18 protein-coding genes and 1 tRNA gene are annotated in these 20308 nt (G+C 66.3%); 5 read left to right on the plus strand and 14 right to left on the minus strand.

Annotated features, from left to right (window positions below):
- Positions 1-68: 68 nt before the first annotated feature.
- The 6 genes from ACIGKQ_RS19220 to metH form a co-directional block, all read right to left on the minus strand.
- Positions 69-1094, minus strand: coding sequence for a DUF222 domain-containing protein (locus ACIGKQ_RS19220; RefSeq protein ID WP_396574687.1), 1026 nt, complete (start codon positions 1092-1094; stop codon positions 69-71).
- A complete protein-coding gene (locus ACIGKQ_RS19225) occupies positions 983-1639 on the minus strand; it encodes a DUF222 domain-containing protein (protein ID WP_396574688.1) in 657 nt (218 codons plus the stop codon). Before ACIGKQ_RS19225 ends, ACIGKQ_RS19220 begins: the two co-directional genes overlap by 112 nt.
- A 182-nt stretch (positions 1640-1821) precedes the next feature.
- Complete coding sequence (locus ACIGKQ_RS19230) at positions 1822-3270, minus strand: hypothetical protein (RefSeq protein WP_396574689.1); 1449 nt, start codon at positions 3268-3270, stop codon at positions 1822-1824.
- Between the two features lie 276 nt (positions 3271-3546).
- On the minus strand, positions 3547-5007 hold the full coding sequence (locus ACIGKQ_RS19235) for an MFS transporter (RefSeq protein WP_235724836.1): 1461 nt from the start codon (positions 5005-5007) through the stop codon (positions 3547-3549).
- Positions 5004-5477 carry a MarR family winged helix-turn-helix transcriptional regulator gene (locus ACIGKQ_RS19240; RefSeq protein ID WP_235724837.1) on the minus strand — a complete coding sequence of 158 codons (474 nt, stop codon included), beginning with the start codon at positions 5475-5477 and terminating at the stop codon, positions 5004-5006. The genes ACIGKQ_RS19235 and ACIGKQ_RS19240 overlap by 4 nt, the downstream gene beginning before the upstream one ends.
- Before the next feature lie 151 nt (positions 5478-5628).
- The gene (gene metH, locus ACIGKQ_RS19245) at positions 5629-9240 is read right to left on the minus strand and encodes a methionine synthase (RefSeq protein WP_235724839.1); all 3612 of its coding nucleotides are present in this window, start codon (positions 9238-9240) and stop codon (positions 5629-5631) included.
- A gap of 51 nt (positions 9241-9291) precedes the next feature.
- Between metH and ACIGKQ_RS19250 the strand changes: the two genes are divergently transcribed.
- A complete protein-coding gene (locus tag ACIGKQ_RS19250; RefSeq protein ID WP_235724840.1) occupies positions 9292-10185 on the plus strand; it encodes a PAC2 family protein in 894 nt (297 codons plus the stop codon).
- A 258-nt stretch (positions 10186-10443) separates the two neighbouring features.
- On the opposite strand, the gene ACIGKQ_RS19255 is transcribed toward ACIGKQ_RS19250, so the two are convergent.
- The 6 genes from ACIGKQ_RS19255 to ACIGKQ_RS19280 all read right to left on the minus strand — a co-directional run bounded on the left by ACIGKQ_RS19255 (position 10444) and on the right by ACIGKQ_RS19280 (position 15489).
- The gene (locus ACIGKQ_RS19255) at positions 10444-10752 is read right to left on the minus strand and encodes a hypothetical protein (RefSeq protein ID WP_235724842.1); all 309 of its coding nucleotides are present in this window, start codon (positions 10750-10752) and stop codon (positions 10444-10446) included.
- A gap of 123 nt (positions 10753-10875) precedes the next feature.
- Complete coding sequence (gene mshC, locus ACIGKQ_RS19260; RefSeq protein WP_235724844.1) at positions 10876-12117, minus strand: cysteine--1-D-myo-inosityl 2-amino-2-deoxy-alpha-D-glucopyranoside ligase; 1242 nt, start codon at positions 12115-12117, stop codon at positions 10876-10878.
- 69 nt (positions 12118-12186) lie between these two features.
- Positions 12187-13107, minus strand: coding sequence for an SCO1664 family protein (locus tag ACIGKQ_RS19265; protein ID WP_372475157.1), 921 nt, complete (start codon positions 13105-13107; stop codon positions 12187-12189).
- Between the two features lies 1 nt (position 13108).
- Positions 13109-13792: a DUF3090 domain-containing protein gene (locus ACIGKQ_RS19270; RefSeq protein WP_235724845.1), complete on the minus strand. Its 684-nt coding sequence runs from the start codon at positions 13790-13792 to the stop codon at positions 13109-13111.
- Positions 13793-13817: 25 nt separating this feature from the next.
- Positions 13818-14603, minus strand: coding sequence for an MSMEG_4193 family putative phosphomutase (locus tag ACIGKQ_RS19275; protein ID WP_266063736.1), 786 nt, complete (start codon positions 14601-14603; stop codon positions 13818-13820).
- 43 nt (positions 14604-14646) lie between these two features.
- Entirely contained in the window at positions 14647-15489 is an 843-nt protein-coding gene (locus ACIGKQ_RS19280; protein ID WP_235724847.1) for an undecaprenyl-diphosphate phosphatase, read from the minus strand.
- A gap of 138 nt (positions 15490-15627) precedes the next feature.
- Between ACIGKQ_RS19280 and ACIGKQ_RS19285 the strand changes: the two genes are divergently transcribed.
- From ACIGKQ_RS19285 to ACIGKQ_RS19295, 3 genes are read left to right on the plus strand one after another with little or no spacing between them, the layout of a single operon-like run.
- Positions 15628-16698: a YncE family protein gene (locus ACIGKQ_RS19285; RefSeq protein ID WP_372475158.1), complete on the plus strand. Its 1071-nt coding sequence runs from the start codon at positions 15628-15630 to the stop codon at positions 16696-16698.
- Between the two features lie 2 nt (positions 16699-16700).
- Positions 16701-17009 (plus strand): DUF5703 family protein, encoded by a 309-nt coding sequence (locus tag ACIGKQ_RS19290; RefSeq protein WP_235724850.1) that lies wholly within the window; start codon positions 16701-16703, stop codon positions 17007-17009.
- The gene (locus ACIGKQ_RS19295) at positions 17003-18109 is read left to right on the plus strand and encodes a quinone-dependent dihydroorotate dehydrogenase (protein WP_235724851.1); all 1107 of its coding nucleotides are present in this window, start codon (positions 17003-17005) and stop codon (positions 18107-18109) included. Before ACIGKQ_RS19290 ends, ACIGKQ_RS19295 begins: the two co-directional genes overlap by 7 nt.
- Positions 18110-18172: 63 nt before the next feature.
- On the opposite strand, the gene ACIGKQ_RS19300 is transcribed toward ACIGKQ_RS19295, so the two are convergent.
- Together ACIGKQ_RS19300 and ACIGKQ_RS19305 are read right to left on the minus strand one after the other, a co-directional pair.
- On the minus strand, positions 18173-18715 hold the full coding sequence (locus tag ACIGKQ_RS19300) for a YbhB/YbcL family Raf kinase inhibitor-like protein (protein WP_396574690.1): 543 nt from the start codon (positions 18713-18715) through the stop codon (positions 18173-18175).
- Between the two features lie 37 nt (positions 18716-18752).
- The gene (locus ACIGKQ_RS19305) at positions 18753-20099 is read right to left on the minus strand and encodes a M20/M25/M40 family metallo-hydrolase (protein ID WP_235724853.1); all 1347 of its coding nucleotides are present in this window, start codon (positions 20097-20099) and stop codon (positions 18753-18755) included.
- Between the two features lie 68 nt (positions 20100-20167).
- Between ACIGKQ_RS19305 and ACIGKQ_RS19310 the strand changes: the two genes are divergently transcribed.
- Positions 20168-20256: transfer RNA gene (locus ACIGKQ_RS19310), tRNA-Leu, on the plus strand.
- Positions 20257-20308 lie beyond the last annotated feature (52 nt).

The following is a 20308-nucleotide window of genomic DNA, read 5'->3' on the forward strand; positions in this document are numbered from 1 at the left end:
GGGCCCATGATAAATGGCCGACCCGACGAGATCGACGACGCGCGGCAAGCCGCTACCGGAGATCGGCGTTAGAACGGTGGTGGGCCGGCGTCGGTGACGCGTTTGCGGTTGCGGGCGCGTTCGGCGCGTCTGCGGGCGTGTTTGTTCGCCACCCGTGTGTTGACGCGGGTGCTGCGTTCGATCGTGCTGCCGGTGTGTGGGGGTGGGGCCTGGGCGGGTGCGGTGAACCGGATCCTGCGCAGTCCGGGGAACAGATCTTCCTGGGTTTCGGCTTCGCCGGGCAACACCAGGCCTTCGGGGGTGATGTATTCGGTGACCAGCCGCCCGTCGGCATCACGCCATTGATCATCGACCCAGTCGCCGAACGTTTTCAGCAAGTGTCCGGGACGGCATTTCGCGTTCACCCCGACCTCAGTGGTCTGCCCACCGTTGTGCGGACAGTCGTGGTCGTACTCATCGACATGGTCGAGGTCGCCACGCCACGCAGAGGTCAGGCATCCCGGTTCGGTGCAATAGGCATCGCGCAGCCGGATGAAGGTGTCCAACGCGGCCGACGGCCGATACGGATCCGACGGCAGATGCGCCGGCAACGTGAACGTGCCATCGGGTTCCGGTTCGGTCGTGGGCGGCACCAGATAGGAGACCTTGGTGTCGGCACGCGCGGCGATGTCGCGCACATGCTCGCCCGAGATCACTCCGTGGCCGTCCATGAAACCGGCATGGTTCGCCATCCCTTTCACGGTGGCCTCGTCGGTGACCACATGCAGCACCGCCCGGCTGTCCACCGGCGGCACCACCCCGGGCTCCGGGATGACCGCGGTGCAGTCGTCACTACCGCAGTCGCATTCGAACGCGGTGCCCGACAGCAGGCAGAACATGGCATCGGATTGTCGTTGCGGCTTGGTGCGCGGATCGTGTTCACACACACTGTCGGCCAATGCGGCCACCGCGGCGGCGGCGATCCGCACGTTCTCCGCCGACATCACCCCGGTGATCTCGGCGGTGCCGTCCTCGCGCGGGTGGGTCCACATCCGGCGGTCATCAAGGGCCTGCTGCCGGCGTTCACGCACCGCGTCGGGATCATGACGAAACACGATGCGGTCACTTGGATAGAGCTTGTCGAAATCAGCATGTCGCGGAATCTGGCTTTGCTCCACGCTCCGCGCTTGGTGCGCAGGGTCGCCGCGATGTCGGCATCCACCGCCGGGGCGGCTGATGATTCGGCCAGCAGGTCGGTACGGCTGACCGCCTTCTGCGCGTGCCACGGCCCGATCACGCCGTCACGCAAACATTCCGACACCTCCGGCAACCGGTCCCGCAACGCGACCGCATCATTGAGCAGTGTTTCCGCGGCGCCACGAGACGTTCCGCGGAGTTTGGAGATACGTGCCGCGGCGTCCGCGAAGCCATCCACCACGAAACCGTCGGTGTCTTCACGCGCAGCAACGAGACGGTCGTAGAGTGCTGCCACCGAACGGTATTCGGCGTAGGCGAGATAGGCGCGACCGCGGTCGAGCTCGGCCATACCCAACAGCAAGTCGTTGGTCGGGTCCTCATCGGGGTAGGCCGCATCCACACCACCGAGATAGTCACGCGGCAACTGCGGCCACGGCGACGGCGAGGACAACACGGACGACACGAAAGACCCCTCACGGATCTGATCACAACCAACTGATGCAGGATCACTTCCGATATGCCACCCACCGTGATCAACCCGACCCCGAGACCGGATTCAGCGAGTTCGCGCCCACCCGTTTCGCATCAACTCATCCTGCACACACCAATCTAGAACAGACCACCGACAAGATTGATCACCGCAGTTCAGGGGCGATTTCGAAAGGGACTCCCGGTATCACGCTCGTTCCGAGCGCGACCGCGCCGAACGACATCGAACACCGCGTACACCACCCCGAGCGCGGCCAGACCCATCATCGAGGCGTAGATCGACAACGCGGCGTCGCCGCGACCCGAACTGTAGCCATCGTCGCCGCGCGACGACGGTCCCTGGCCCGACGATCCCGGCCCCGACGACGCACCCCTGTCGCCGCGACCCGGCCCGCCGGCCACCGTGCCATCGAATGCGGCGCCGCCGCCCGGCCCGCCGGGTCGCGCCGCGGCCCCGCCGCCCGGTCCACCCATCAGCTGTCCCTGGTCGCCCGTGAGCGATGCGTGATACACCCCGATCGCCGCGGCCTGGATCAGGATCGGGATGAGCACGAACCGCAGCGGTAGGTAGAAGGCCAGTACCACGCTGAGGATCTCCGCGGTGTAGAAGTATCGATCGTGCATGGCCGGCAACAGAAATGGCACCAGCACCGAGGACGCCGTCGCGACCGCGAGGATCGACGTGGGGGTGACCGCCGGGCGCTTCCATACCGACCACACTAGGAACGCGACGATGATCGCGGCGGCAACTGCGATACCGAGTTGGGCCAGCCAGGTGACGTCGCCCGAGACCGGAATCAGTTGATAGAGGTTGGCCGCGCCCAGAGTCAACTGCTGGTAGGAGCCTGTCTGATCGAGGTACACGGTGAGAGCCTCGTGCCACGGAGCCCCAGCGACCAGAGCCGGCAGGTCCAGGAGCACGTAGACGATCGGGATGGCGAGCAGGCTGTACCACGGCAGGCGCCGTCGGATCAGCAACCACAGCAGCACCGGCATGACGAAGACCGCCTGCAACTTGAACGCGATCGCGACACCGAACATGACGCATGCCCAGATCGAGTTCATTCGTGACGACTGCGGCGTAGCCCTCATCAGGAAGTACACGCCACCGAGCACGAACGCCGAATAGATGGCATCGGCCTGCCCCCAGTACGCGCTGTTGGCGATCACCGACGGCAGCAGTAACACGATGCCGAACGCCAACGCCCGCAGCGAGAATCGTGGTGTGCGTAGCGCGACGATGCGGTAGGCGAAGAAGGCCAGCAGGACGTCGAAGGCGATCGAGATGGCCTTGATGCCGATCAATGCCGGCATGTTGAGCGCCGTGAGTATCCAGATCAGATACAGGTAGGGGTAGTTGTAGTCCGCGAATTTCTCCCGGAATGCGCCGAAGCCCTGCGTGTCGAGAGTCTCGTACCAGCGGCTCAGAAAGGCTCGATAGTCAAGGGTCTCGATGTCGAGGAACTGTATGCGGATGACCAGCGCCACCACGATGAGCGTGATGAGGGTGGCCCAGCGGAGCCACCGTGGCGGCGTCGTGCGTGCGGCTTCGGCGGTGTGCTCTGCGCTCGCCGGCGGCGCTGGTGCGAGGGTTGGGGATGCCATGCGACCACTGTCCTGCCACAGCCTGGCAACCCGATGTCAGCGAGCTATGAGATCGGTGCTGGTGTCCCGCGTCAGAAATTCGTTGATGATTTCGACGCCCAGGCGGCGCCTCGCTTCGTTGGCGTCGTCGCAGGTACATCCAGTACCTGCTCCTCCGCCGCCTCGCGATGCATCCACCTGGACCGCCGAACTCATGTAACGAATTTCTGGCGCGGGACACTAGTCGATCCGGGCGGCTCATCATGAACCGTCGGGGCGTCGGACGCGGGTGCGTGCTCACATCGGGTCGCGTTGGATGCGTTCGCGCGTTCGCTCGGCGGTGGCAGTCGCCCACCTCGTGGTCGACACGAACCCGACGGCCACCAGCGCCGCACCACAGAGCGCCATCAACACCCAAGCCGGATGCGCGGCGTCGGCCAGATCATCGACCACCGATCCGGTGACACCGGAGAACGCGACGGCGCCGAACACCGCAACGCCGAGCGAGATACCGACCTGCCGACTCGTCGAGGCGATGGCCGAGGCGACCCCGGCCTGCGCGCGGGGCATACCCGAGACCGCTGCGTTGGTGATCGGGGCGTTGACCAGCCCCATCCCGACGCCCAATGCGAGGTAGGCGCAACCGAGGTACCACATGCTCGTCTCGGTGCCGGCGCGCGTCAACATCACGCCGCTCACCAGCACCATGAGGCCGGCGCCGACCATCGGGAGGCGCGCGCCACGGTCGCCCACCAGCCGCCCCGACAGCGGTGAGAACACCGCGTTGGCCACCGCCATGGGCAAGGTCATCAAACCCGCCTGCAGGGGAGTCAGGCCGCGGACCTGCTGGAGATAGAGCGTGTTCAGGAACAGGAAGCCACCCATCGCACTGAAGGCCACGATCGCGCCGATGACAGAACTGCTGAATGGGACGCTGCGGAAGAATCGCAGGTCCAGCAGTGGTTCGCGCCGTCGCGATTCGACGACGATCAGACCCGCCAGGCCAGTCGCCGCCAGCACGAACGCAGCCGACACCGGCACCGACGACCACCCGAGTGTTCGGCCCTCGATGATGCCGTAGGTCAGCGCAGCCAGAAACACCAGGATGAGGATCTGGCCTGCCGGATCGGGGCGCCGGATGTGCGGCGCCCTGGACTCGGGGACGAGAACGGCGGTCAGGGTGATCGCGACGACACACACCGGCACGTTGAGCCAGAAGATCGCCTCCCAGCCGATCCCGTCGACGAGAATGCCGCCGACCAGCGGACCGAGGGCCATGCTCACGCCGATGGCCGCACCCCACAGTCCGATGGCTCGCGCCCGCTCGCGGGGCTCGGTGAAGATGTTGGTGATGATCGACATCGCGACAGGGTTCATCATCGCGCCCCCGATCGCCTGCAGCATCCGGGCGCCGATGAGCATTTCGGGTGTCGCGGCCAGCGAGCACAGCACGGATCCGATGCCGAAAACGCCGAGGCCGACCTGGAACACTCGTTTGCGACCGAGCCGGTCACCCAGGGAGCCGCCGAGCATCAGCAGACTGGCGAGTACCAACGTGTAGGAGTCGATGACCCACTGCAGCTGCGACGACGATGCGCCGAGAGCCGCACCGATGGCCGGAAGCGCGACGTTGACGCCAGAGGTGTCGATCCCGACGATGAACAGACTCAGACAACAGGTGGCGAGGACCGCCAACTGTCGCCGCCGACTCAATTCGCCGGCCTCTGATGCGCCGCGGGTGACGGTTGCCCCGCTCATGCGTCGGCCCGGGCGCGCAGCAGACCGAGCAGGCCGGCGAGTTCGCGACGTTGAGCCTCGTCGAGGGCGTCGAACATGTCCGGGGCGATCGCCGGGTCGCTCACCAAGGAATCCACCACGGCTCGCCCCGCATCGGTGATCGCGACGACTTTGAACCGGCGATCGTCGGCGCGTGGTTCTCGGGACACCAGACCGCGATCGACGAGGTCGTTGACGATCACGCTCGTCGCGGGTGCGTCGATGCCCAGACGCCGGGCCAGCTCGGATTGCGTGAGTTCACGTGTCGCCACCCGGCGCAATGCGCGAAACCTGCTGAACGGCATGTCGATACGGGCATCAATCCGACTTCGCGACTCTGCGGCGTGGTCGCGCACCAGACTGTTCATGGTGAACCACAACTCGGTGGCCGATGGTGCGGTCTCCGGCGCCTCGGCTTCCGCACCGCCGACACCCCGCTCAGTTGTATTCATACAACTATTGTAGATGCACAACTGAGTCGCGCACACCTACCGTCGAGATCGAGCGCAGCTTCCCTCACCCCGCCGGCACCTCGATGACGGCGGAGTGCGGTGAATGTTGCGGATACCGGCACGTTGACCGCACTGCGCGGCGTCACGTACCTCAGGTGTTGAAGTACTTGGCCTCCGGGTGATGCAGCACGAAGGCGTCGGTCGACTGTTCGGGATGCAGTTGCAGTTCCTCGGACAGTTCCACACCGATGCGGCCCGGTTCGAGCAGGTCGATCATCTTGGCCCGATCCTCGAGATCCGGGCACGCACCGTAGCCGAACGAGAAACGCGCACCGCGGTACTCGAGATCGAAGAAGCCCTGCGCGTTCTCCGGGTCCTCGCCCGCGAAGGAGGCTCCCTCGACGGTCAGTTCACCACGTACTCGCTGATGCCAGTACTCGGCGAACGCTTCGGTCAGCTGCACACCGATGCCGTGCACCTCGAGGTAATCGCGGTAGGCGTCGTCAGCGAACAGCTTGTTCGCGAAGTCGGCAATCGGCTGACCCATCGTCACCAGCTGGAACGGCAGCACATCCACCTGCCCGACACTCTCGCAGTCCTCCCGTGACCGGATGAAGTCGGCCACGCACAGGAATCGGGGACGTTGCTGGCGCGGGAAGGTGAAGCTGTGCCGCACTGGTGCATCGGGGCGTGGCTCGGTGAGCACATGAACCGTGTCGCCGTCGCTGACCGCCGGGAAGTAGCCGTAGACGACAGCGGCGTGCTGCAGGATATTCTCGGTCGACAACCGGTCGATCCAGTACCGCAGTCGTGGCCGTCCCTCGGTGTCGACGAGCTCCTCGTATGACGGGCCCTCACCCCCGCGGACGCCGCGTAACCCCCACTGCCCTAAGAACAGAGCACGTTCGTCGAGCAGTTGCAGGTATTCGGCGACCGGTACCCCCTTGACGATCCGGGTGCCCCAGAAGGGTGGTGTCGGGATCGCGTTGTCGGCGGCCACATCCGAGCGTGCCGGGACCTCGACCGGTGTCTCGGCGGCCTTGCGCTTCTCCGCAATCCGCTTGGAACGCTCATGCCGCGCTTTGCGTTCCTGCGCCTTCTTCTGCGCGGCGAGCGCCTCCGGGCTGTCGGGGTCGGGCCCCTCCCCCCGCTTGGTCGCCATAATCTCGTCCATCAGACGCAGACCCTCGAAAGCGTCCCGCGCATAGTGGACATCACCCTCGTAGATCTCGGCGAGATCGTTTTCGACATAGGTGCGGGTGAGCGCGGCGCCGCCGAGCAGCACCGGGTAGCTGTCGGCCACCCCGCGGCCATTGATCTCCTCCAGGTTCTCCTTCATCACCACGGTCGACTTCACCAACAGCCCGGACATACCGATCACGTCGGCGCGCTTGTCGGCAGCCGCCTCCAGAATCGTGTTGATCGGCTGCTTGATGCCGAGGTTGACCACCTCGTAGCCATTGTTGGAGAGGATGATGTCGACGAGGTTCTTGCCGATGTCGTGCACATCGCCCTTGACGGTCGCGAGCACGATGCGGCCCTTGCCGTCCTCGCCTGTGGACTCCATATGCGGTTCCAGGTGCGCAACAGCGGTTTTCATGACCTCTGCGGATTGCAACACGAAGGGCAGCTGCATCTGACCGGAACCGAACAGCTCGCCGACGGTCTTCATACCCGACAGCAATGTCTCGTTGATGATCACCAGCGGCGGCTTCTCGGTCATCGCCTCGTCGAGGTCCTCGGTGAGACCATTGCGTTCGCCGTCGACGATGCGGCGCTCGAGCCGCTCGAACAGAGGCAGTTTGGCGAGCTCGGCAGCCCGCGACTCGCGCGCCGATGCCGCCGACACACCCTCGAACAACTCCATGAGCTTCTGCAGCGGGTCGTAACCGTCGCGTCTGCGGTCGTACACCAGATCCAGCGCAACCTCACGCTGCTCCTCCGGGATCCGCGCCATCGGCAGGATCTTCGACGCATGCACGATCGCGGTGTCGAGGCCGGCCTGCACGCACTCGTGCAAGAACACCGAGTTCAACACCTGCCGGGCGGCCGGGTTCAGGCCGAACGAGATGTTCGAGATGCCCAGGGTGAAGTGCACCTCCGGATGGGCCTCGTGCAGACGCCGGATCGCCTCGATGGTCTCGATACCGTCGCGGCGGACTTCTTCCTGTCCGGTGGAGATCGGGAAGGTGAGGGCATCGATGATGATGTCCTCTTCGGCGAGTCCCCAGTTGCTGGTGATGTCGGCGATGAGCCGCTCGGCGACGCGCACCTTCCAGTCGGCGGTGCGGGCCTGACCTTCCTCGTCGATGGTGAGCGCGACGACGGCCGCGCCGTGCTCCACCACCAACTCCATGATGCGGGTGAAACGCGACTCGGGACCGTCGCCGTCCTCGTAGTTCACCGAGTTGACCGCACAACGGCCGCCGAGTGATTCCAGACCCGCCTGGATCACCTCGGGCTCGGTCGAGTCCAGCATGATCGGCAGCGTCGACGAGGTCGCGAACCGACCGGCCAGCGCGGTCATGTCCGCCGAACCATCGCGACCGACGTAGTCGACGTTCAGGTCGAGCATGTGCGCGCCGTCGCGCGTCTGGTCCTTCGCGATGTCGAGGCACTTCTGATAGTCCTCGGCGATCATCGCCTCACGGAAAGCCTTGGACCCGTTGGTGTTCGTCCGTTCGCCGATCACCAGGAAGCTGGCGTCCTGGTCGAACGGCACCGCGCTGTAGAGCGACGACGTCTCCGAGACATGATCGGGCGTGCGCTCGGCGGGTGTCATCTCAGCGACCCGCTCGGCGACGTGTCGGATGTGTTCGGGGGTCGTGCCGCAGCATCCGCCGACGAAGGACAACCCGAAATCGCTCACGAAATCGCCGAGGGCGGTGGCCAGCTCATCGGGCTGCAACGGATACTCGGCCCCGTTGGCGCCCAGCACCGGCAGACCTGCGTTGGGCATCACCGACACCGGGATGCGGGCGTGCTTGGACAGATAGCGCAGGTGCTCACTCATCTCGGCAGGCCCGGTCGCGCAGTTGAGACCGATGATGTCCACGCCGAGCGGCTCGATGGCCGCGAGTGCCGCACCGATCTCCGATCCGAGCAGCATCGTCCCGGTGGTCTCCACGGTCACGTGGCTGATGATCGGGATGTGACGGCCCATGTCGCTCATCGCGCGCCGGGCGGCGACAACCGCGGCCTTGACCTGCAGCAGGTCCTGCGAGGTCTCCACCAGGACGGCGTCGGCGCCACCCTCCAGCATGCCGGTGACGCACTCGTAATAGGCATCGCGGATCACGTCGAAAGTGGTGTGTCCGAGGCTGGGCAACTTCGTACCCGGTCCGATCGATCCGAGCACGAACCGTGCAGTGCCGTCGGCCGACGGACCGATCTCGTCGGCCACTCCGCGGGCGATGCCGGTGCCCTTGTAGGCGAGCTCCCGGATGCGGTCGGCGATGTCGTAGTCGCCGAGGTTGGACAGGTTGCAGCCGAAGGTGTTGGTCTCGACGGCGTCAGCCCCGGCCTCGAAATAGGCACGATGGATGTCGGCGAGGACGTCGGGGCGGGTGTCGTTGAGAATCTCGTTGCAGCCCTCGAGGCCGTTGAAGTCGTCGAGGGTGAGATCGGCGGCCTGCAACATCGTGCCCATGGCACCGTCGCCGATCAGCACGCGACGCGACATGGCGGTGAGCAACGTCGTGTCGTAATCGGACGGGCGCGGCGAGCGAGCCCGATTGTCCGGGTCGGTGATGCGGGTCGACATGGATGACAGCGTAGTTCGCCCTCTCTCGGGGTTCGGTCGTAGGCTGGTTCAGTGAACGCTGAGCAGAGGTCGAACCTTCCCCAGCTGCGCAGGCCTGTGTTGTTGGCCGCGTTCGAGGGGTGGAACGACGCCGGGGACGCGGCGAGCAGCGCCATCGAGCATCTGGCGCTGACCTGGGATGCCGTCTCGTTGGCCGACATCGATTCCGACGACTACTACGACTTCCAGGTCAACCGGCCGATCGTCAAGCAGATCGATGGGGTGACCCGCCGGATCGATTGGCCCACCACGTCCGTCTCGTATTGCACCCCCCAGGGTGCGGACCGTGACATCGTACTCGTTCGCGGGATCGAACCGAACATGCGTTGGCGCGGCTTCTGCGCGGAGATCGTCGACCTCGCCCGCGACCTCGAGGTGGAGACGACGGTGATGCTCGGCGCGCTGCTTGCCGACACCCCTCATACGCGTCCGGTACCGGTCACCGGCGCCGCCTACAGCAGTGAATCCGCGGCACGGTTCAACCTCGCCGAAAGCCGCTACGAGGGTCCCACCGGGATCACCGGGGTGCTGCAGGACCTGTTCGTGCAGGCGGGGCTGCCGGCGGTGTCCTTCTGGGCCGCCGTCCCGCACTACGTGTCGACGCCACCCAACCCCAAGGCGACTGTGGCCTTGCTCAACCGTGTCGAGGAGGTCCTCGACATCGAGGTACCGCTGGGTACGTTGCCCGAGCAGGCCGAGGAGTGGGAACAGGCGGTCACCGAGATGACCGAGGACGACGAGGACATCGCCGACTACGTCCGGGGACTCGAGGAGCGCGGGGACGCGGAGATGGACGCCGATGAGGTGATGGCGAAGATCGACGGCGATGCGCTCGCCGCCGAGTTCGAGCGGTACCTCAAGCGCCGTGGCCCGGGCCCGGGTTCGGGGCCTGGCTCGTTCCGGTGATCGGTGCGGGGGCTCGGTGCGGGGGTCTCGATACGCTGCTCGGCTAGCGCCTCGCAGCTACTCGACCAGCAGAAAGAGGGTCCTCGGCCAGCAGAAAGAGGGTCCTCAACCAGCAGAAAGAGGATCCTCAACCAGCAGAAAGAGGATCCTCGGCCAGCAGAAAGAGGGTCCTCGGCCAGCAGAAAGAGGGTCCTCAACCTGCAGGAAGAGGGTCCTCGGCCATCAGAAGGAGCCGAGCACGATCCGGCAGAATCCCGTTCAGCCGATGCGCTCGATGGACACCACCGGAGTGGTGATCCGCCAGGTCCGCACGTCCGGATCGTCGGCGGCGCGCACCCAGAATTGGGCGGACTCGCCGATCCGGCACGATTTCACACCCAGCAGCGGGATGTCCTCGGAGTCTCGCCGCAGTCGGCTGACGGCCCATTCCTCGCTGTCAGTGCCGCCGACGCCGGGGGCTCGGAGAAGGGTCATCTCCTCGAAATCCAGCAGATAGGTCGAGGTACGGGTCACCACCGTCCAAACGCCCGCGGTGGTCTCGGGTGCGATCTCCTGCGTGCGTGCCACGGGAGAACCTTACAAGGCAATGCCGGGCAATTCGCCGGGGGTGTTTGCCCAGGCGGGGAGAAAGTGCCGTGAATCCGAGTCGCCTTTCGACCCGAATCAGCGGCACAATGCGCGGCCGGTCGCCTACGTGAGGTCGACGCCGAGGAGTGCGTCGACGGCCCGCGCCATGTCCGCCGGCGCCTGGGCCGAGCTGCCGAGACCGAGGTCGACATCGCTGCACCAGGCATCGATCGCGGCCAGCGCTTTCGGGGTGTCAAGGTCGTCGGCCAGATGCTGACGCACGCGGGCGATGGTCGACGCGGCATCGGGACCGTTCGGAGCGGTCACCGCCGCCCGCCAGCGACGCAGGCGCTCGCGGGCCGCATCCAGAACGCCGTCGGTCCACATCCGATCGCCACGATAGTGCTCCGACAACAACGCCAGCCGCACCGCGGCCGGATCCACCCCGTCACGGCGTAGGTGCGAGACGAACACCAGATTGCCGCGACTCTTCGACATCTTCTCGCCGTCGAGGCCGACCATCCCGGTGTGGACGTAGTGCCGGGCAAACCGCCGGGAATCGGTCAGGGCCTCACCGTGCGCGGCCGAGAACTCATGATGCGGGAAAATCAGATCGTTGCCACCGCCCTGAATGTCGAACTCGACACCGAGCCGGTTCAACGCGATGGCCGAGCACTCGATGTGCCAGCCTGGTCGCCCCGGGCCATGCGGCGAATCCCACGACGGTTCACCGGGACGCGCCGCGCGCCACAGCAACGCGTCGAGCGGATCGCGCTTTCCGGCTCGGTCGGGATCTCCACCACGCTCGGCGAAAAAGCGGTCCATCGTGGCGCGGTCATATCCGGACTCGTATCCGAACTGCTCGGTGGCATCGACCCGGAAGTACACGTCGGGGTACTCGGCGTCGTCGACGACATACGCCGCGCCGGAGGCGAGCAGTTTGTCAACCACCTCGATCACCTCATCGACGGATTCCACGGCCCCGATGTAGTCACGCGGCGGCAAGACCCGAAGGGCGGACATGTCCTCACGGAACAACTGGGTCTCCCGCGCCCCGAGGTCACGCCAATCGACACCGTCCCGGTCGGCTCGCTCGAACAGCGGGTCGTCGACGTCGGTGACGTTCTGCACATAGTGCACGTCGTGGCCCAGATCGCGCAACACCCGGTTCACCACGTCGAAGGTCACGTAGGTGGCGGCGTGGCCCAGGTGGGTCGCGTCATACGGGGTGATCCCGCACACGTACATGGTCGCGGTGGCGCCGGGGCTGACCGGGCGGACTTGTGCATCGGAGGTGTCATGAAGACGAAGTGCCGGCCCGGTACCCGGGATCACCGGCAGGGCGGGGTCAGGCCAAGACTGCATGGGTCCACTGTATTGGCCCGCCGATTCCGACCGTGAGCCCGGCCTGATCAGCCAGGTGAACAGGACCGTTCAGAACGGCGGCCAGGGAATGGGTCGGTGTCCCGGTGGGTGCGGCATCGTGCCGCGGGTCGCGAGCTCTGTCACTCGCTCGGCCAGCGCGATGATCTCGATCTCGGTGATGTGTTCACCCAGCTCTGTGGTCACCGGGTGATCAGACGTGGCCAGGTGATCGGCGAGGCCGGCGAGGTCGGCGACCAGGTGCCCGGGAATGGTCTCGCCGGCCCATCCCCACAGGACCGTGCGCAGTTTGTCGTCGGAATGCAGACAGATCCCGTGGTCCACCCCGTACACACCGCCGTCGAGTCCCTCCAGAACGTGCCCGCCCTTGCGGTCGGCGTTGTTGAGGATGACGTCGAGGACCGCCATCCGCTGCAATCGTGGGTCGTCGGCGTGCACCAGCACCACCGGTTCGCCCATCCCGTCCAGCGCCCGCACGATCGGCCGATATCCGACCGGCACCGTATCGGCCGGGCACAGATCCACGAGGTCGACCTTGGGAGTGGGCAACTCCTGCGCCGGATCGTGTCGGGTGCCGGGATCGGAGTTGTCTGCGGTGAGCACCCAGCGCTGCACCATCCCCCGGCCCAGCGGGCCGTCGCGATACACGGTGGTCGGGATGACCTGCCAGCCGAGCGCGTCGGAGATCAAGAAGGACGCCACCTCCCGGCCGGCGAGCGTGCCGTCCGGAAAATCCCACAACGGCACCTCGCCACGTTCCGGCTTGTAGACACAGCGCACCTCGGCGCCGTCGAGGACGGCATCGCACACCAGGGTTGCATTGCTCGCGGTGGGGATGCGTCCCAGAATGACCAGCTCGCCGTCGCGCAACGGGTCTGCAGTGGGGATGGTGGGCGCATCGCCGCGCGGCGTTGAAGTCGAGCGCGCCTCCGCCTGGCCACCGCCCGCATCTGTCGGTTCGCCGACGGTCACATCAGTCCTGGTTGTCCGAGCCGGGGTCGGCCTCGTCGTCCGGATCGGTCTCCAGGTAGTCCGTGTCATCCTGCATCGCCAGGTTCCGGAACACGTCGGGGTCGACGAAGTCCAGCGACTTGGACAGCTCCGCACCTCGCTTGTATCCGTTGGTGCGCACACAGAGATGCCCGTCCGGATCCAGTGGCTCATGACAGAGTGGGCACGGCTGACGCCCCGCCGAAATGACCCTCGAGGACCGAGCAGCGAACTCCCGGGCTGCGTCGGTGGTCAGGAACACACGGACCGCGTCGGGCCCCTCATCGGTGTCGTCCAGAACGACACTCTCGTCGAATTCGCCCTCGGTGATCGCGAGCAACTCCACCACGACGGCTTCGGACTCGGCATCCCATCCGAGTCCCATGGTGCCCACCCGGAACTCGGCGTCGACCGGCATCACCAGCGGGCTCAGGTCACCGACGCGCTCGATCTCCGGCGGCACCGGTGTCCCGAATCGTCGGTGGATCTCCTCGAGCAACGCACCGATACGGTCCGCCAGGATCGCGACCTGTTGCTTCTCCAGCAACACACTGATGATCCGGCTCTCGTGTACGGCCTGGAGGTAGAACGTCCGGTCCCCCGGCTGACCGACGGTGCCGGCGACGAATCGATCCGGACTGCGGAACACGTGAATCGCGCGTGACATCACACCTCCTTGACTGTCTGGTCCATTATCCGCGCGCCAGCGAGGTCTCGTCAGCGTGGGCGTCGCGGTGGTGGCCGTCGACGCCGGTGGCGCCACCCACCACCGCGTCTTCGGCCGCCGCAGCCTCCCCCGTGTGATGCTCCGGTGAGTCCACGGGTCGTTTCGGTGGGGCGGGCACCGACAGTACGGCGGTGGAGTTGACCGTGTGCACATAGGGCCGGGTGGAGCCGTAACGGATGACGCTGATCGATGCGGGTTCGACGACGACGCGCTGGAATGCATCGAGATGTGTCCCCATGGCGTCGGCGATGATCGACTTGATCACGTCTCCGTGCGAGCATGCGATCCACACACCGCTGCCGTCGTCTCCACCGTAGCGACGGTCGAGGTCACGGATGGCGGCGACAGCACGCGACTGCACCGCCGCGAGGCCCTCGCCGTCGGGGAAGACCGCCGCCGACGGTTGCTGCTGCACGGTCTTCCAGAGGGGTTCGGTGACGAGGTCCTTGAGCGGCCGGTTGGTCCACGCCCCGTAGTCGACCTCGGCGAGATCGGGAACCACCACCTCGGGGACGTCACGCCCGAGTTCGGTCTGCAAGGTCGCGAGCAGCGGAGCCACAGTTTGCGCACAGCGCTCCAGCGGCGACCGGGCGACGGCCGCGATCTCGCCGATACAGACGCCGAGACGATCGACCAGAGCCTGTGCTTGGTCGCGGCCCTTGTCGTCGAGACCCACCCCGGGCGTCCGGCCGGCGAGCACCCCCGAAGTGTTGGCGGTCGAACGTCCGTGTCGCACCAGAATCACGGTCATGTCTCAACCATAGGCGTCACCGGCGACCGGTATCGGTCGTGCCTCAGGTCGCGCTGATCACGCCCGCCGACAGCAGACCCATCACGGTGAGTCCGAGGATCACCCGATAGGCGCCGAACCAGTTCATCGAGTGCGAGCTGACAAACCGCAGCAGCCAGGCGATCGATGCGTAGCCGATCACGAACGCGACCAGTGTCGCGACAAGCAGTTGTGGACCGGTCGCTTCCATACCTTCGCCGCTGGGGTCGAAGGCGTCCGGCAGGCTGAACAGTCCGGACGCGGTGACCGCTGGGATGGCGAGCAAGAACGAAAAGCGGAAAGCAGCCTCGCGTTCCAGGCCGAGGAACAGACCGGCGCTCGCGGTGGCGCCCGAGCGCGACACACCCGGGATCAGCGCGAGACACTGGGCCAGACCCATCACCAGGCCGTCTCGCAGGGTGAGTTGCTGCATGGAACGCTGCTTGGTGCCGTAGCGCTCGGCGAGCCAGATCACGCCGGCGAACACGATCAACACCGTGGCGACGAGCCACAGGTTTCGGCCCACGGTGCGGATCTGGTCCTTCAACAGGAAGCCGAGCACACCGATGGGGATCGTCGCGAAGATCACGTACCACCCGATCCGGTAATCCAGTCCGCGCTCGGCGCGATCGGTGAGCCCACGGAACCAGGCCGCCACGATGCGGATGATGTCGCGCGCGAAGTACACAAGAACCGCGGCCTCGGTGCCCAACTGGCTGACCGCGGTGAACGATGCCCCGGCGTCGTCACCGAACATCAACTCGGAGGCGATCCGTAGGTGTCCCGACGACGAGATCGGCAAGAACTCGGTGACGCCCTGCAGCGCGCCGAGCACGATCGCCTGGGCCCAGGTCATGGTGTCGCTCACGGCCGCAGATGCTACGGGAAACCGTGGCCCACACCGTGCCGCCGCACGACCCGAACCCTGGCATCACCGGCGGATCCGGCGCGGTCTGGTCGCCGACCCCGATCATCGGTCCGAGCGGGCCTCCCGCAAGATGGTGGCATGCGTCTGCCGAGATCCACGACCGTGCCCAGACCATCTCCGCAGGTGCAGCGGTCTCGCCTGCGTCTCGGAGCGCTGTGCGTGATCGCGGCGACCGTATTACTGACCGGGTGTGGTTCCGGCGACGACTCGTCGACACCCGATGTGCCCACTGTCACACCGGCGAGCGCGTCGCCCGCCCCGGCCGGCGCGGCGGCCTCCCCCGCCGGCACCGTGGTGGCCACCCCGGTCGGAAGTCGCGGTCTCGCCCTGTCCGGTGACCTCGTCGCAGTCCTCGACCCCGCGGGCACCACAGTGCTGCGCTTGCGGGCGAACGACCCCACCGCGGCCCCGCAGCCTGTCCAGACCCCGGCTCTGGCCAGGCTCATCGGCTCCGGCGACGGCGCCTTTCTCGGGGTGGGTCCCGGGGTCGTCGTCGAAGTGGCCGGCGACGGCACGGTCACGACCACCGAGGTCGACACGAACGACCCGACCGCGCTGGCCCGCACCGCGAACGGCGACGTGCTGGTCGGCACCGCCGACGGGCGTGTGTTGGTACTCGACACCGACCTGTCGCCGGTGCGCGAGATCGACGGATTCGTGCGGGTCGACGACATCACGGTGGCCCCGGACAGCGCCGACCTGTCCAGCGAACAGGTCGTCGTCCTCGACCGCGCACAATCGTCGGTGACCCCCATCAACCTCACCGACGGCGATCTCGGGCCTGCCCTGCGCGCCGGCAACGGTGCGACCAACTCGACTGTCGATCACTTCGGTCGGGTGCTGGTGGCCAACACCCGCGACGGTGAGATCATCGGGTTCTTCGGATCCCCGCTGGTCATGCGATTCCGCTATCCGGTCCCGGGCGGGCCCTACGCCGTAGACTACGACGACGAACGCAACCTGATGTGGGTGTCGACGACGGCGAACAACGAGGTGGTGGCCTATGACCTGTCCGGTGGGGAGCCCGCAGAGATGCGACGGCTCCAGGCGGTCGCCCAACCGGACACCATCGCCGTCGACGACGCCACTGGCACCGTCTACGTGCTTTCGCAGCGAGGTGGTCTCCAGATCATCGGAAACGGTGAGTGACGATGTCGCGTGAGGCCAGGTTCGGTTCGCGCCACCCCCAGGGTTGGGAGGTGTCCACCGACGAGCACGAATGCGTGTTGCTCACCCTGCCGCCGGATGTGACCCGGGTGACCGCATCGATGCGCTTGTCGATCGAGGCCGAGTTCGGGGGGTGGGAACTCAAACGCGTTCGCCGATACTCCGACGGGACTCGTAAGGTGCTCCTGCGGCGGCGCAAACCCCCGCGGGCGCGCGGTGACGGCGAGCCAAACGGCCGACAGCGAACGGTTGGCGTCCCCGGTTACCCCGACTCGGACGCAACCGCATGCTGAGCCGGGTCAACCGCGTCCTGTATCCGGTGGTGCTGCGGGCGATGTTCCTGCTGTCACCGGAGCGCATCCACACGATCGCGGCCCGCATCATCGGGATCACCGGGCGCACTCCGGGACTCCGCGACCTCACGGCCAAGGTGTTCGCCACGCACGATCCGGTTCTGCGTCAGCGCGTTTTCGGCGTCGACTTCCCCGCCCCGCTCGGTCTCGCGGCCGGCTTCGACAAGTCGGCATCAGCGGTGAACGCCTGGGGCCAACTGGGATTCGGCTATGCCGAGATCGGCACCATCACCGGTCGACCTCAGCCCGGAAACCCGACGCCCCGATTGTTTCGTCTACCTGCCGACCGCGCGCTGATCAACCGAATGGGCTTCAACAACCCTGGCGCCACGGTTGCGGCCGCACACCTGGCCGGCCCGCGGCCGGGTCCGATCGCCGTGCCAATCGGGGCCAACATCGGCAAGACCAAGGTCGTCCCGGTTGCGGACGCCGTCGACGATTACCGCTTCAGCGCTCGCGCTTTGGGACCACTGGCCGACTTCGTGGTGGTCAACGTGAGCTCTCCCAACACGCCGGGACTGCGTGACCTGCAGGCCGTCGATTCGCTGCGACCGATCCTGCAGGCCGTCCTCGAGGAGGTCACGGTGCCGGTGCTGGTCAAGATCGCCCCCGACCTCGCCGACGAGGACATCGATCAGGTAGCCGATCTGGCCGTTGAACTCGGGCTGTCGGGGATCGTGGCCACCAACACCACGATCTCCCGCGGCGGGCTGACCTCGCCGGCCGACGAGGTCGCCGCGCTGGGCGCCGGCGGGTTGTCCGGGGCGCCGCTGGCCGACCGTTCCCTGGCTGTCCTGCGTCGTCTGTACGCGCGCACGGGCACCGAGGTCGTGCTGATCAGTGTGGGTGGCATCGAGACCGCCGATCAGGCATGGGAGCGTATCTGCGCGGGCGCGAGCCTGCTGCAGGGTTACACCGGATTCATCTATGGCGGACCGTTGTGGGCCAAAGAGATCCACGAGGGGATCGCCCGACGTGTACGCGCCGGTGGCTTCGCATCCTTGGCCGACGCGGTCGGCAGCGACGCCAGCAACTCCTGACCCCGATCTTGTAGTACGGACCGGACAGAAGACGCCGGTCCGTACTACGAAAACGACGGGGTGTCAGACGTTTTCCGAGGGCTGTTCGTAGGTACCGACCAGCGTGGCCCGGGCGATCGCGTGCGAGAACAGGTTGAACCCGAGATAGGCGGGTGTGGCGGCCTCGGGAAGTCCCAGCGACTCGACGTCGACCGCGTGCACGACCACGTAATAGCGGTGCGGTCCGTGACCGGGAGGCGGTGCAGCACCGACGAAACGCTTCATCGCCGCGTCGTTGGCCAAGGTGACAGCACCCTGCGGCAATCCGCTTGCGTCCTCATCGCCGGCACCCTCGTCCAGCGAGGTCACCGAGACCGGAATGTCGGCGACCGCCCAGTGCCAGAACCCGGAGGCTGTAGGTGCGTCGGGATCGTACACAGTGACGGCGAAACTCTTGGTGCCGGAAGGAAACCCGGACCAACTCAGCTGCGGCGACAAGTCTTCGCCACCGGCCCCCATCAGGCCACTGAGCTGCTTGTTCGGCAAGGGTTGGCCGTCGGTGAAGCTCTGCGACGTCAGTGTGAAACCGGGGAGATTCGGAAGGGAATCGTACGGGTTGGACGACATGGATCACCTTTCTCACGTGAGCGCGGGACGCGCCTGGTCAACTGTGCATCAAGAAGTGTTCGAAGACTCTGGTTCCGAAAACGACCGCATCGACCGGTACCCGCTCGTCGACGCCGTGAAACAGCGCGGCGAAGTCGAGTTCGGGCGGAAGTTGCAGTGGGGCGAAACCGAAGCAGCGGATACCCAGCTTGGCGAATGCCTTCGCATCGGTGCCCCCGGAGAGCATGTAGGGCACCGTTCTGCCCTGGGGATCGTGGGCCAGGATCGCATCGTTCATGGCATCGACGAGGTGGCCGTCGAAGGTCGTCTCGTACGAGTCGAGATGAGTTACCCATTCGCGCGTGACGTTGGGCCCGATCAGCTCGTCGATCTCCTTCTCGAAGGCGGCCTGGCGTCCGGGCAGCACCCGACAGTCGACAACGGCCTCCGCCTTCTGGGGGATCACATTCGCCTTGTAGCCGGCCTTGAGCATCGTCGGGTTCGCAGTGTCCCGCAGGGTTGCGCCGATGATGCGGGCGATGTTGCCGATCTTGAACAACGTGGTGTCCAGGTCAGGGGCGTCCGGCCGCAGGTCGAGGCCGGTCTCCTCACCCACCGCCGCGAGGAACTCGCTGACCGATTCGGTCATGACGAGCGGGAAGGTGTGTCGGCCGATCCGTGCCACTGCCTCGGCGATCTCGGTCACCGCGTTGTCGTCGTGCAGGAACGATCCGTGGCCGGCTTTCGCGCTCGCCGTCAGCCGCATCCAGGACAGACCCTTCTCGGCCGTCTCCACGAGGTAGAGCCTGCGCTGCTCGCCGTCGGGCCGGTCGACGGTCAACGAGAAGCCGCCGACCTCACCGACCGCCTCGGTGATGCCCTCGAAGAGATCGGGACGGTTGTCGACGAGCCAGTGGGCACCCCACGTGCCACCGGCCTCCTCGTCGGCGGTGAACAGGAAGACGAGTTCGCGTGGCGGCACCGTCCCGTCTCGCTTGAACTGTCGGGCCAATGCCAGGGCCATCCCGACCATGTCCTTCATGTCGACGGCGCCGCGACCCCAGATGTAGCCGTCGGAAACCGATCCGGAAAACGGATGCACGCTCCAGTCGGACGGCTCGGCGGGCACCACGTCGAGATGCCCGTGAATCAGAAGAGCGCCGCGCTCGGCGTCCGGCGGGCCGGCCAATCGCGCGAACACGTTGCCGCGTCCCGGACGCCCCGACTCAACATACTGAGTCGTGTAGCCGACCTCTTCGAGTTGTTGTGCGACCCACTTGGCGCACTCTTCCTCACCCCTGGTGGTGTCCGGCTCGCCGGTGTTGGTGGTGTCGAATCGGATGAGTTGACTGACGATGTCGACCACTTCGTCGACTGCGCGGGCACCCGCACGCTGGGAAGTCACACCCCACTCCTACGGGATTTGGGATAGACGGGCAACCTCGGTTAAGGTTGTCCCCGCTGCGAACGCAGGTCCGAGTGGCGGAATGGCAGACGCGCTAGCTTGAGGTGCTAGTGCCCTATTAACGGGCGTGGGGGTTCAAGTCCCCCCTCGGACACCACTAAGAGAACCCCGGTCATCGACCGGGGTTCTCCTGTTCTTCAGGGCGGGCA

It is taken from the genome of Gordonia sp. NPDC062954 (assembly GCF_044543825.1).
Classification (GTDB): Bacteria; Actinomycetota; Actinomycetes; order Mycobacteriales; family Mycobacteriaceae; genus Gordonia; species Gordonia tangerina.

Excerpts from the sequence above, each read along its gene's own strand:
- metH (WP_235724839.1), bottom strand. The coding sequence starts at position 9,240 with ATGTCGACCCGCATCACCGACCCGGACAATCGGGCTCGCTCGCCGCGC.
- ACIGKQ_RS19295 (WP_235724851.1), top strand. The coding sequence starts at position 17,003 with ATGCTGAGCCGGGTCAACCGCGTCCTGTATCCGGTGGTGCTGCGGGCG.
- mshC (WP_235724844.1), bottom strand. The coding sequence starts at position 12,117 with ATGCAGTCTTGGCCTGACCCCGCCCTGCCGGTGATCCCGGGTACCGGG.
- ACIGKQ_RS19290 (WP_235724850.1), top strand. The coding sequence starts at position 16,701 with ATGTCGCGTGAGGCCAGGTTCGGTTCGCGCCACCCCCAGGGTTGGGAG.
- ACIGKQ_RS19230 (WP_396574689.1), bottom strand. The coding sequence starts at position 3,270 with ATGGCATCCCCAACCCTCGCACCAGCGCCGCCGGCGAGCGCAGAGCAC.
- ACIGKQ_RS19240 (WP_235724837.1), bottom strand. The coding sequence starts at position 5,477 with ATGAATACAACTGAGCGGGGTGTCGGCGGTGCGGAAGCCGAGGCGCCG.
- ACIGKQ_RS19275 (WP_266063736.1), bottom strand. The coding sequence starts at position 14,603 with ATGACCGTGATTCTGGTGCGACACGGACGTTCGACCGCCAACACTTCG.
- ACIGKQ_RS19285 (WP_372475158.1), top strand. The coding sequence starts at position 15,628 with ATGCGTCTGCCGAGATCCACGACCGTGCCCAGACCATCTCCGCAGGTG.
- ACIGKQ_RS19270 (WP_235724845.1), bottom strand. The coding sequence starts at position 13,792 with ATGTCACGCGCGATTCACGTGTTCCGCAGTCCGGATCGATTCGTCGCC.
- ACIGKQ_RS19235 (WP_235724836.1), bottom strand. The coding sequence starts at position 5,007 with ATGAGCGGGGCAACCGTCACCCGCGGCGCATCAGAGGCCGGCGAATTG.
- ACIGKQ_RS19300 (WP_396574690.1), bottom strand. The coding sequence starts at position 18,715 with ATGTCGTCCAACCCGTACGATTCCCTTCCGAATCTCCCCGGTTTCACA.